Annotated in this window: 12 protein-coding genes; 5 read left to right on the plus strand and 7 right to left on the minus strand. The window is 40.6% G+C overall.

What is annotated here, in order from left to right:
• Window positions 1-147: 147 nt before the first annotated feature.
• Together BVH02_RS10340 and BVH02_RS10345 are read right to left on the minus strand one after the other, a co-directional pair.
• Entirely contained in the window at window positions 148-999 is an 852-nt protein-coding gene (locus tag BVH02_RS10340; protein WP_205635724.1) for an alpha/beta hydrolase, read from the minus strand.
• A gap of 132 nt (window positions 1,000-1,131) precedes the next feature.
• Complete coding sequence (locus BVH02_RS10345) at window positions 1,132-1,842, minus strand: hypothetical protein (protein ID WP_086501375.1); 711 nt, start codon at window positions 1,840-1,842, stop codon at window positions 1,132-1,134.
• 48 nt (window positions 1,843-1,890) lie between these two features.
• On the opposite strand from BVH02_RS10345, the gene BVH02_RS10350 reads away from it, so the two are divergent.
• Window positions 1,891-2,418, plus strand: a complete 528-nt coding sequence (locus BVH02_RS10350) for a hypothetical protein (protein WP_086501376.1) — start codon at window positions 1,891-1,893, stop codon at window positions 2,416-2,418.
• 54 nt (window positions 2,419-2,472) lie between these two features.
• On the plus strand, window positions 2,473-3,105 hold the full coding sequence (locus tag BVH02_RS10355) for a hypothetical protein (protein ID WP_143244203.1): 633 nt from the start codon (window positions 2,473-2,475) through the stop codon (window positions 3,103-3,105).
• Here the strand turns inward: BVH02_RS10355 and hrpB are convergent.
• Window positions 3,102-5,588: an ATP-dependent helicase HrpB gene (hrpB, locus tag BVH02_RS10360; RefSeq protein ID WP_086501378.1), complete on the minus strand. Its 2,487-nt coding sequence runs from the start codon at window positions 5,586-5,588 to the stop codon at window positions 3,102-3,104. The genes BVH02_RS10355 and hrpB overlap by 4 nt on opposite strands.
• A gap of 81 nt (window positions 5,589-5,669) precedes the next feature.
• Here hrpB and BVH02_RS21895 point away from each other — a divergent pair, with 81 nt between their 5' ends.
• A complete protein-coding gene (locus tag BVH02_RS21895) occupies window positions 5,670-5,795 on the plus strand; it encodes a hypothetical protein (protein WP_262481339.1) in 126 nt (41 codons plus the stop codon).
• Between the two features lie 61 nt (window positions 5,796-5,856).
• Here BVH02_RS21895 and BVH02_RS21230 read toward each other — a convergent pair whose 3' ends face one another.
• The 4 genes from BVH02_RS21230 to BVH02_RS10375 all read right to left on the minus strand — a co-directional run bounded on the left by BVH02_RS21230 (window position 5,857) and on the right by BVH02_RS10375 (window position 9,384).
• Window positions 5,857-6,012, minus strand: coding sequence for a lmo0937 family membrane protein (locus BVH02_RS21230; RefSeq protein ID WP_111357127.1), 156 nt, complete (start codon window positions 6,010-6,012; stop codon window positions 5,857-5,859).
• Window positions 6,013-6,265: 253 nt separating this feature from the next.
• Entirely contained in the window at window positions 6,266-6,772 is a 507-nt protein-coding gene (locus BVH02_RS10365; protein WP_086501379.1) for a DUF2911 domain-containing protein, read from the minus strand.
• Window positions 6,773-6,918: 146 nt separating this feature from the next.
• The gene (locus BVH02_RS10370; protein WP_086501380.1) at window positions 6,919-8,067 is read right to left on the minus strand and encodes a Gfo/Idh/MocA family protein; all 1,149 of its coding nucleotides are present in this window, start codon (window positions 8,065-8,067) and stop codon (window positions 6,919-6,921) included.
• A gap of 144 nt (window positions 8,068-8,211) precedes the next feature.
• A complete protein-coding gene (locus tag BVH02_RS10375) occupies window positions 8,212-9,384 on the minus strand; it encodes an MBL fold metallo-hydrolase (RefSeq protein ID WP_240507408.1) in 1,173 nt (390 codons plus the stop codon).
• Window positions 9,385-9,731: 347 nt separating this feature from the next.
• On the opposite strand from BVH02_RS10375, the gene BVH02_RS10380 reads away from it, so the two are divergent.
• Both BVH02_RS10380 and BVH02_RS10385 read left to right on the plus strand, forming a co-directional pair.
• A complete protein-coding gene (locus BVH02_RS10380; protein ID WP_086501381.1) occupies window positions 9,732-10,190 on the plus strand; it encodes a (2Fe-2S)-binding protein in 459 nt (152 codons plus the stop codon).
• A gap of 2 nt (window positions 10,191-10,192) precedes the next feature.
• A complete protein-coding gene (locus tag BVH02_RS10385; RefSeq protein ID WP_086501382.1) occupies window positions 10,193-12,358 on the plus strand; it encodes a xanthine dehydrogenase family protein molybdopterin-binding subunit in 2,166 nt (721 codons plus the stop codon).
• Window positions 12,359-12,405 lie beyond the last annotated feature (47 nt).

Consider the following 12,405-nt stretch of genomic DNA (forward strand, 5'->3'; position numbering starts at 1 on the left):
ATTATTTCATTCTTTTTGGTTTCTAAAATCTCAAAGATTTTGTCTTTTAGCGTAGCATAAAAATCTTGTCCTTTCTCTATGCTGTTCAAGATTGATAATCTTGAACTCGTATCAATTGATTTTTAATCATCGACTAGGTCCTTGCATCTATTCTATATTCACCACCGGTTCCTTTTGCAAATAACCCAAGGATTGTAAAAAATCATCTGCTGCTTGAACTGTCTTTTGGTAATATTCAAAATTTGGGTAGTTGAAGAAACCGTGGGGCTGATTTTCATAGAGGATCAAGTCACATCTACTTCCCACTTTTTCCATGACCATCTGATAATATTGTGCAGTAACCACAGGCACGAGATTGTCTTTTGTGCCAAGTAAAAACAGGGTAGGAGGAGCCCCCGCTTTTATATTGTGCAAAGGAGAAAAATCATTAAACTCATCGCCAATTCTTTCGTAACCGTATCCGCCCGGCCCATTGTCTATAACTGGATTGAAAAGCACGAGTGCATTTGGGACAGGGCTGATATCCTGATCGTCAGTGTTTTCATTATAGCCATCTATCAGAGCAGTAGCAGCTGCTAAATGTGCACCTGCTGAACCTCCTGTAGCAATGATTTTATTCGGATCTATATAGAAATTTTCCGCATGAGTTCTCAAGTATCTTATCGCAGATTTGGCATCTTTCACAGATTCAAAAGGAGAGGTTTTATGCTGAATTTTGGTTCTGTAGTCCACCAGAAAGCAAACCAAGCCTCTCTTGGTAAAGTAATTAGCTTGATGCTCAAACTGTGCTCTAGAGCCCGAATTCCATCCTCCGCCAAAAAAGAATACCAAGGCTGGATATTCTTCCGCAGGGTTCATTTTTTCTGGATATCTGACTTCCATGAAAAGCTGAGTGGTGTCAACAGTTTTATAAATAAACACCTCCTGAGCAAGCGAACTAGTGGTCGAGAACTGGAGGAGGAAGACACTAGCGAATAAAAGGAAGATAAATTTTGTCATGGTAAATACAACTGTATGATGAAAGCTAAGTTAATAAAAACATAGGTAGATAGGTTAGTTTGTGGAAGCAGTAATGGACATTTGCAGCGAGTCTTCAACCGTCCTCATGGAATTTGTCCATTGATTATTTATTCACCAATCCTCTTCCTCATTTCTCTCGTGCAAACTTGCTCCCTCAATATCATCAAAAATACTTTCGCCTGCCTCTGAAACCAACAAATGAATTCCGTTCAATTTCTTGTGTATTGTCTGTAGCGTCTCAAAGTCAGGTTGCTGCACATGGAAAGGAATGCTGATCAGGTTATCCTGTTTCTTAGAAAATGGAGGGGGAGTCTCACTTGCAAAAAAGTAAGGGAATAGCGTCATCCCACAGCTGATTCCCCATGTGGTGATAGGGAAATCAGAATCATACCGCTGCAGTCGTTCATTGATTTCCTCAAAAAACTGTTCACTCTCTCCCAGCCTTAATCGAGAACCAGCTCTGGATTTTCCTTTGGTCTTAAGGTATTTGATTTGACTTTTCCCCTGTTTCTGTCTCACCATATAAGCTCTGAAAACCTTATGATCCAGCATAACTCCATTATGAAAATAACCTGTGACTGCGATACCTGCTCGGATCATTACCAAAGCCAGATGAAAATCGTCTTTTATTGTTAGCTCGCCTTTCTCATCGGGAGCCACATTCCAAGGTATTGACACTCGCGCAGTCCAAGTTTCAGTGTTTGAAATTACCCATTGATGTTTTGTCTTATCGTACGTCCCTTCCAAGCCTTGCTTTTCAGCGATCTGAAGTATTGCCTGATACTTTTCGAGAGAAATTAACTTTGGGTTACCAGAAATCATAGTGGGGGAGGCTTTTCAATTATATTTGCACAAATAAACCGAAAAAACATGGACGAGGAAATCCAAGGCTTAATCAAGCACATGAGTGACCCCAGTGAAAAGGAGGCTTTTTATTTTGCAGATAAACTGGGTAAAAATCTGGATGAAAGTGGGAGAGATAAAGTGATCGAACTAGTGAAAGGGGACAGTTGGGAAATTGCTTACCTCGCTTGCCGAGCACTTTCTCAATCATCTTTCAATGAAGAATCTCTAGATGCGATCTTCGAAGCTATCAATGATAAGAAGAATAGACCTCAGCAGGGTGCCTTTGTTCAGATCTTGGAAGAATTCGATCTAAGTCAGCGCTTTGTAGATATTTTTAGAGTATTTCTTTTCGGTAATTTCAAAGCGCAAACCTTAGCCAAAATGTATTTGGACGAAGTGGAATTTGACATGACACCCCGCACACTTCGTAAAGCTGAGAAGCACTGGAATCACTACCTACACAATCCAGAAGATGAGGGGAGTTTGGAATTGAAAAAACTAGAGGTAGAACCAATATTAACAGAGATTAAAGAGTTGTTTTCTGAGGATTAAATTATAATCGCCCGATTCTTGTGCTTGTTCCTATACAAAATAAAGTCGTTTGTCATGAGGAAAATGGATGTTGTGGGTTTACAGTCGGAGTTTTTTAAAAAATATGGTTTCGCATTAATTCATTCCCATTTGCTGTTTGAGAAGGTTTTTCCGCATGGTAAACAAGTTATTTTCGTGCATTTCACAGAAGGGTTAAAAGACATAAACATTGAATATCACCTCGCAATACGCATCAATGCTGTAGAGGAACTTGTCCAGAAGTTCCTTCCAAGTCCCCTTAGTTACGCAGAACAATCGATCACAATTGCACAAACTCCTGACAAACTGGGGAATATCTACCCAAAAAAAATTACAGTATCTGATGAAATTGATCTTTCAAAAATTATCAATGATGTTGAAGAATTTTTTTTAAATACGGGATTTGCTTGGTTAGACCAAATGATTGATCCTAAGTATTTGGAGCAAGAGTTTCTGCGTCAATCGGAAAACCTTATGCATGATTGTAACTTGGTAGAATCGGCTTTCCGCTCCACAGCTGTTAGTAAACTTTATAATGGCCAAGATTATCCGATTCTTCGTCAAGCATTCTTGGAGACAATCCATTCTCAGGAATTCACGCCATTTACTATTGCTTCATTTCTGCAATTTCTGGATTACTTGGATAAGCTAGATCAAGTAGCCGCTTAAAATCGTCTCTTAACGCCGCTTATGGCTTGAGCTTCTAATGGATTCTCAGGCCATTCGTGTTTAGGATAGCGTCTTTTCAGCTCCTTCTTCACTTCGAAATAACCATTTTTCCAAAAACTCTTCAAGTCTTGAGTTAGCTGTACTGGCTTATAACCTGGAGAAAGCATCTCTATTAACACAGGGATTTTTCCATTATTTACTCTAGGAGTTTCTAATAAGCCAAAAAGCTCCTGAAGTCTAACCGCAAGAAGCGGAATTTCATCTATTCGATATTCCAGTTTGATTTTACTTCCCGAAGGCACTGCTATAGTTGCAGGCGCAAATTGATCTAATTGCTTTTGAAGGGTAAAATCTAAACTACTTGAAAGTATCTGAACTAAATTCAGCTTCTTAAAATCATCATTCTTAGTGATGTTTTGTAAATAAGGTGCTATCCAAGTTTCTGGTTTCTCACATAGACCGGCTATCGACCAATCTGGCCAGTTCTGGTCTGGATGCCAATTTTTTAAATTATGAACACGCAAAATCAATTGCTCTACATTCTCACTGAAATCCAGTAAATACTCACCATCCTCACGAATAGCTTCCAAAATCGCTTCAGTCACATCTCCAGCGGCATACTTTGACAAGGGACGAGTACCGAGGATAATCGATCCAATTCTAATTTCAGAATGCGCCTGTAGTCCTCCTTTTTTTCTATCCCATTTCAACACTTCCTTGGTCTTTAGCATAGGAGCCAAATCCTTGGGATTGATAGGAGCAGCCATCCAGATTTTGCCCATGCCTTCTCTTGCATCAACATGTGCCACGGCCAACCAGGACTCATGTGCTAAATCATCTTTGTGTGCAATCTGGGCGATTTTACCATTTGCTAACTGAAACTGAGCATTGTTACCCGGGCGAGCTGCTGCTATACGCTCTGGATATGCATAGGCAAGGAGTAGACCTGTTTGCCAAGGATCAACAGGCCCGTTTTCAGGTAGGATAGAATACATGCGGCGGTAAGAAGCAGCCAACTTTTCTATTTTTTTGATTCCTGAAATGCTGACATCGTATTTTCTAAACCTTCTTAATGCTTCGATCCTCAGATTTATATCCACACCTGCGTCAGGTCCAAGAGGGTCGCGTTCATCCAAAATTGCAGCTATATCGGTCGCCAAACCAAGTTGATCGATTTTTACTGCATTGATCAACATATGTGCAATTCTTGGATGCGTGGGTAGCTTATGAACTTCCCGACCATGCGGAGTAAGTTCTCCTTCTAAGATAGCTTCTATAGACTCTAGCGTTTTTTCTGCTAAAGCCAATGTCCCAGCTGGAGGAGTAGTAAGCCAAGTCATAGATCGGATATCTTGCTTTCCCCAGGCTTTCATATCCAGTACCAACCCTGTTAAGTCGGCCTCCATCAATTCAGGCGTACGGTATTCATTCAATTGATTTTGAATGGCTTTTGTCCAAAGTCTATAGCTATGACCAGCAGTCAATCTACCTGCACGACCAGATCTTTGGTCTGCGGAATCTATGCTGATTCTATGTAAAACTAATCGTGATAAACCGGATCTTGCATCAAATCTGGATGATTTGGCGAAGCCCGAATCCACCACTACCGTAACTCCTTCGATTGTCAAGGAAGTCTCTGCAATATCTGTGGAAAGGACAATTTTACGTTTCCCTGAAGGATGAGGTAGGATAGCTCTATTCTGGTCACCCAGTGAAAGTTGTCCGTAAAGTGGCAAAACGAGATCATCAGGAAGCATTTTTTTCAGTATTTCCTGAGCCTTTCTGATTTCGCCCTGACCTGGCAGAAAAACCAAAAAGTCCCCATTATGAACTTTGGTCAACGGAATAATCTGCCGCGCTGTATCTTCTCCAATTGAATATTGGTCCACCTCATTCATGTAATTAACTTCTACGGGATATTGCCGACCCTTGCTCTCAATCACGGTTGAGCCAAGCAATCCAGAAAGTACATTTGCATCTATAGTTGCAGACATCAACAAGATGCGCAGATCAGGTCTCAGCACTTGCTGCACCTCACGGCAAAGTGCCAGTGCAACTTCAGAATGCAGGTTTCGCTCGTGAAACTCATCGAAGATAACCAATCCCACATCTTCCAGCCCATTGTCCGAATGTAGCATGCGGGTTAATATGCCCTCGGTAATGACCTCTAGTCTTGTATTGGCAGAGATAACTGATTCGAAGCGAATTCTATAACCAATCAGATCTCCTAACTTAGTATTCGTCATCGATGCCATCCGCTGCGCAATTGTCTTGGTCGCCAATCGCCGAGGCTCAAGCATTAAGATCTTCTTGCCTACCAGCCAAGGTTCATCTAGCAATACTAGAGGAAGCAAAGTACTCTTTCCCGCACCCGGAGGAGCTTGAATAATCAAAGAATTAGAAGTAGAAAGTTGGGTTTTTACTTGAGGAATAATTTCCGCTACCGGGAGGTCGAAAATGTTGAAATCGAAATTGTTAAGCATGCAAGGCAAAAATACGGGATTTTGAGGTAGTAAGGGCATTGAGATTGATGTTGTAGGATAGAAAGATTAATCACCCTCAATGTGAATCCAGTACAAGCGGGACATCTGGTTTTTAGAAAGGAATGCTGTACAGGTCAGCGTTCTATCGGGACGCGAGCGATTTCTACAGAAAAAATCGTAGTTTCTCAGGAAATACGTAAAAAGTAAAAAGCCCAAGCTTGATCCATAAGGAAAGCTTGGACTTTAGTATTTTGATTAGTTCGAAATGCTATACTGCGCTTCTACCAGTGATAAGTTTGTAGAGGATCGCAATCACAGCAAGTACTAAAAGTATATGGATAAGACCTGCAACACTATATATAAATACTCCGATTGCCCATCCTATAAGTAGTATAACTGCGATAATATAAAGTAAAGAATTCATGGTATAAGAGTTTTGGTTAGTTAGATATTCAATTCTGACTAGTGATTATCCAAGCTTAATGCCAAGTGGGGTTTATGTTTTTGTTAGTTATTAAGGGCATATTTTTCATTAAATAAAATCTTCTGGGAGGAATTAATCTCCCAGAATGGGGATTTTGGCGTACGCGAGTATTTCCTTTTTTAAGCCAAGCAGATCTAAAAAAAAGCCACAAGAATCAAATCCTTGTGGCTTTCGAAGAAATTTTCCTTCTAAATTATTTGCTCAATTTGGCAGTAGCTACACCATATTCCCATCTTACTTCAAAGCTTGAAGGTTTTACTTGGTAAACTAAACGCTCTTCCATTGTAGAACCTTGTCCTGAAGGAACAGTTACTCTCAAAGCGTCTTGAGCTTTGTCATAATCAAATGCTCCCCACTGCTTAGCAGTTTTGTTGAAAATGAAAGTGGAAGAAGACTCACCAGGAATGATAAAGAAACTATACGTTCCAGCAGTTAGTTTCTTGCCTTCCACCATAATATCCTTTGTAGTAGTGAATGTAGTTGCATCATTCGCTCCTGCTCTCCATACTTCTCCTAGAGGAACTAAATCTCCCCAAACCGTACGACCTTTCACAGCTGGGCTGCTATAGTTAATAGTTACTTTAGCATCTCCAATCATTCCTTCTGCGGTTTTGGCTGGGCTAGCTTTCTCTTGTGCATTAGCGGCAAAGCCTACAAATGCTAGTAGGGCAATAGCTAAAAAGCTTTTTTTCAAATTCATTGTTATCTTGTTTTAGTTAGAGTTGAAAATACGATTTATAATCTAAACTGGTTGCATTTGAAAGAGAATAATAATTGTTGTAAAATGTCCCCCATGTCTAGCAAATTTTAACATCGGCCAACAAACATCTAGCATCCTATTTCTTCTTAGATCTTCACCCAAGCTTCGTTCGCATTACTTTCTACGATTGCATCACCGATAATTAATTCTCTCCAACCATCTGCGAAAGTAGGGTAAGTAGGTTTCTCTGGCTGCTTGCCTTCTCTCACGGCTGCATATACTTCTTTGAAAAGTTGCTTGGAAGTATCTGGAAAACCTTCTTGATGTCCTCCAGGGAAACTAACCAATGAACGAGCTCCTTCATCTACCAAAGCTGGATCTTTCATCAAAATCGAGTTTGCCGAATCACGGTGACCAATCCAAAGTTCATTTGGTTTCTCTGCGTTGAATTCGAAATTGGCTTTAGAACCTGAAATTTCAATATTCAGACGATTTTTACGACCTGCATTTACTTGACTCACTACAATAGAACCTATTCTACCATTGTCAAATCGAAGCATGATAGTCGCATAATCCTCAGAAGTCACCTCGTATTCCTCGTAATCGGAAGGATCTAGTGTTTTTCCAGAGAAAGACTCTACAGCTTTTAAAGGTTTCAAACGAGTTGGATGGACGATTGAAAAATCAGCCATTACAGCAGTCACTTTTAATCCAGTCACATACTCGGTCATATCCAATAGATGTGAGCCGATATCTGCAACAACTCTTGAGCCGCCAGATTGCTTTGGATCCAATCTCCAACTGTAATCAGTTTTGTGGATAAGCCAATCCTGTAGATATGATCCCATCACAGAATACACTTCACCCAATTCGCCTTTCTCTCGCATTACCTTCATCTGGCGCACCATTGGATAATAGCGTAGATTAAAATGAACAGCATTGACTAAGCCTTTTTCTTTAGCTAGGTTAACTAGCTCTTCAGCTTCTTCCACAGTCATAGATAGTGGTTTTTCACACACCACATGCTTACCAGCTAGCAAGCAAGCTTTTGCCTGCGGAAAGTGAAGGAAATTAGGAGTGCAAATGTGTACTACATCGATTTCCTCATCCTTCAGCATATTGTCAAAAGTGTAGGCATTAGGGATTCCAAGTTCAACAGCTTTAGCATCTGCCACTTGCTGATTGACCTCTACGAGACCAGTCACTAGGACATTAGGAATTCTTCTTAGGGCTTCTAAATGGGCTGGTCCGATAAATCCAGTTCCCACGATAGCTGCTTTGATAGTCTGAGCCATAGGTTTTTTAGGTTATTATATATTGTATTTAGATTGTTAAATTAGGGAAAATGCCTCAAACCATTCCCATTACTAAAAAGTGATTTTACTTGAATCTATTTTACAAGTTGAGAAAAGTAGCAGTAATTCTTAAAAAGCAATTTTCTACTGTTTGGAAATCATCTGGTTAGAAGGAGTTGTAGGCTCAAGCCACCATTTTCGGGTTGTAATAAGATTTTTATCCAACTCAATAAATTGTCCAATCTCAGGCACAAAAATTGGCTGATTAATTTCCTTAGCCTTTACAATTACTCGCTCCACGGGATCTGTCCATGAATGCATAGCCAGCGTAAATGCTGCCCAATGTATCGGCATAAATACTGCTGCTTTAATATCTTTCGCTGCCTGAGCTGTTTCCTCAGGTACCATGTGAATATCCGTCCATCGCTCGTTGTATTGCCCACACTCCATCATCGCAAAGTTGAATGGGCCGTATTTCTCGCCGATTTCCTTAAAATGTGGACCATATCCACTGTCACCGCTGAAGAATATATTGTCGCTTTCACCACGGATCACCCAAGATCCCCACAGAGTAGAAAATCGATTATTCAATCCTCGGCCAGAAAAATGTCTTGCCGGAGTAAGTGCCAATACCAGTCCGTCTGTTTGAATCTCGTCCCACCAGCCTAATTCATGAATTCTTGAAGAATCTACTCCCCATTCTTCGAAGTGCGCGCCCATACCGAGAGGCATGTAGAAAGCTTTCGTTTTTTCTTTCAACTTCTTGATTGATTCATAATCCAAATGATCGTAGTGATCATGAGACATAATAATCATGTCAATCTGTGGAAGTTTTTCTATTGTAATTGGCAATTCTTTACTGTAACGTTTCTTCCCAAATAGTGGAGTAGGAGATGGGATTTCGCTAAACATCGGGTCAATTAGTATGTTTTTTCCTTCGATCTGCAGTAAAAATGTAGAATGACCAAACCAAACTAATCGCGTAGGAAGGTCTTTACCTACTAATTCCAAAGAATCTCTGCGTTCAAGAGGCAATTCAAAATCTGGTCTGCGGCTGGGATCATTTTTGAAAAACTCAGGAAGCATCTTAATCGCTTCAGAAAAATCCATGTCCATGTTGGTTGGTACTAGATTACTGAATTTTCCATCTTCGAAATAGGCTAATTTTTCGTATTGAGCAAGTTTCTGTTTGGAAGAACTACCTCCGAATTGTGGGCTAAGTGTGAGAAAAAGTGTAATAATAATAATTAGGATGACAATAATTGAAATGATGGTGATCATTAGGTATTTCAGTGTTTTTGATAAAATCGTAAGCATAAGAGTGCTGTAAAAGCTGGTTGTCGAACTATTGGTGGTTAAACTCCTATGCCCTGTAAAAGGTGCGAGGATAACAGATTTTTTTGCTAATGACCTTGATGAGTGCTATTAGGAATGCACATATTCCAAGGTAACGATTCCACTTTCAACCTATAACATATTGCTTAAGTGGATAAATAGCTCAACCTATTTCTATGGAATGAAAAATTCATAATTGAACGATGTCATTTATAATCTGCGCCTTTGCTGGAGATATTGGGAAAGTAATTACATTAAATTTTTTATAATCGGTTTCTCTACTCGCCTGATTTGCTATATCTTAACAGCATAAACTTAATTAAGATCCAATGGCAATTATAAATCTTAAAATCAATGGGAAGGCCCATTCGGTAGATGTGGAAGAAGACACTCCATTACTTTGGGTGCTTCGCGATCATCTTGGACTGGTCGGAACAAAATATTCCTGTGGAATAGCGCAGTGTGGAGCTTGCACAGTTCATAAGAATGGTGAGGCCATCTTTTCTTGCGTCACACCTGCAGCTAGTCTGACGGAAGACAAAATCACTACGATTGAAGGACTTTCAGAAAATGGAGATCACCCAGTCCAGAAGGCATGGGCAGAAGTAGATGTAGCCCAGTGTGGCTATTGCCAAGCAGGTCAAATAATGAATGCTTCAGCTTTTCTTAAAAAAAATGCATCTCCATCTATGGAAGAAATAGATGAAGCAATGAATAGAAACATTTGTCGCTGTGGTACTTATCATAAAATCAGAGAGGCCGTTGCGATGGCTGCTAAATCCAAATAATCATGGCAACACTTACTAAAACGAATCGAAGAGATTTCCTCAAAATAGCTGGAACTACTGCTGGAGGACTATTCATTGGCTTCAATTGGATGAGTTGTGACTCGCCAAAAATGGAAGTTCTCAGCACGGAGGCAATCTTAGGACAAGCCAAGAACTTTAATGCATTCTTATCTATTTCGCCAACCGGTGACATTGTGATTTATTCACCTAATCCGGAGCTAGGGCAAAATATTAAGACTTCCTTCCCGATGGTTGTAGCTGAAGAACTGGATGCAGATTGGAGCAAAGTAAGAGTACTTCAAGCTAATTTGGATACTGACAAGTTTGAGCGTCAACTGACTGGAGGATCAGGTGCGATGCCTCATTCTTGGGAGCGCTTGCGCAAAGCCGGAGCGACGGCCAAATACCTTTTGGTCGCTGCTGCCGCTAAGCAATGGGAAGTTCCCGCTGAGGAATTGACCACTTCAGAGAGTATCATTTATCATAAAGCTAGTGGCAAGAAGATTGGATACGGTGAAGTCGCTAATGACGCATCACTTTTAACCGCTCCTGAGGAGATCACTTTAAAAGACAAGAAGGAATTTAAGATTATTGGTACGCCCGTAAAGAACGTAGAGAATGGTGCGATTTTTAAAGGTGAACCGCTTTTTGGCTTGGATTTCTACCGGGAAGGAATGCTCCACGCAATGATTCAGCGTCCTCCTTTTGGGATGAAAATCAAATCTATAAACGACACTGCCGCGAGAAATGTAGTTGGAGTAAAAGATGTAGTGACTTTCGAAAATAGTGTTGCTGTGGTGGGTACTTCCACTTGGCCTTTGATGAAAGCTAAAAAACTTTTAAAAGTAGAATACGAAGCTGATGGAATAGTAGAGAGTTCAGCAGATCATGATCTGATTTTCAAGGACCTAATGGCTAATGGAAAAGCAGAAATAAGAAGGGAGGATGGTAATGTAATTGATGCTTTCAAGAATGCAGCTCAAGTAGTCACCGCTGAATATCAATGTCCATTCTTATCACATTCTCCGATGGAGCCTATGAATTTTTTTGCACACGTGAAAGATGATTCTGTAGAGTTAGTCGGTCCAACTCAAACGCCAGAAAGAGCTAGAAGTGAGGCTGCAGCGGTATCAGGAATTGCTGCGGAGAATATCACGATGGAAATCACTCGATTAGGAGGAGGTTTTGGACGTAGGCTTAGAGCAGATTTTGTAGCGGAAGCGGTTCATGTTTCCAAAATCATGAAAGCACCTGTAAAGGTAACTTGGAGCCGAGAGGATGATCTGACTGGCGGCGCTTACAGACCTGCGGTTCGGTATAAATTTGAAGCTGCATTGGATGCTGATGGAAACATGACGGGTTACAAACTACGTGGAGTAGGGATGAATACCGGAAATAGTACACGAGAACATAATTTTCCAGCTGGGGCGGTAGCCAATTTGTTAATTGACAATGTGAATTACGAATCATCTATTACTACCAATGCTTGGAGAGCCCCGATTACCAATTTCTTGGCTTATGCAGAGCAGTCATTTTTGGATGAAGTAGCTTTAGCGGCCCAAAAAGATCCAGTGGATTTCCGATTGGAATTAATGGATAAAGCGAAAGCAAATCCAGTAGGAGGTGATCTTCAGTATGACGTAGATCGGATGATCGGGGTGACAAAGATGGCTGCTGAGAAATCCAATTGGGGAAAGAATCCTAATGTGAAGCAGGGTTTTTCAGTATATTATTCTCACAGAACTTATGTAGCACAAGTGGCTGATATTGAGATGGAAAATGGTACCCCATCTCTAAAGAAGATTCATGTGATCACTGACTGTGGAATGGTCGTGAATCCAACTGGAGCAGATCATCAAGTTCGAGGGGGCGTGGTCGATGGTATGGGGCATGCAATGTATGGAAACCTAACTTTTGAAGGTGGATTACCTACGCAAACTAACTTCGACAAGTATCGATTGATACGCATGAAAGAAGTGCCAGCTGTAGATACCTACTATGTAGACAGCGGTTTTGATCCAACAGGTTTGGGTGAACCTTGCCTTCCACCAACAGGCGGAGCTATTGCCAATGCAATTTTCAGCGCAACCGAAAGAAGACTAAGAAGCCAGCCCTTTATAGATCAAAAGGAATTTCAGGATATTAATTTGGGAATAAAGAGGGCATGATTTAGTTGCCAGATTTTATAATAAGAGTATTGCAAAAAGCACTTCCA

Source organism: Algoriphagus ratkowskyi, assembly GCF_002150505.1.
Classification (GTDB): Bacteria; Bacteroidota; Bacteroidia; order Cytophagales; family Cyclobacteriaceae; genus Algoriphagus; species Algoriphagus ratkowskyi.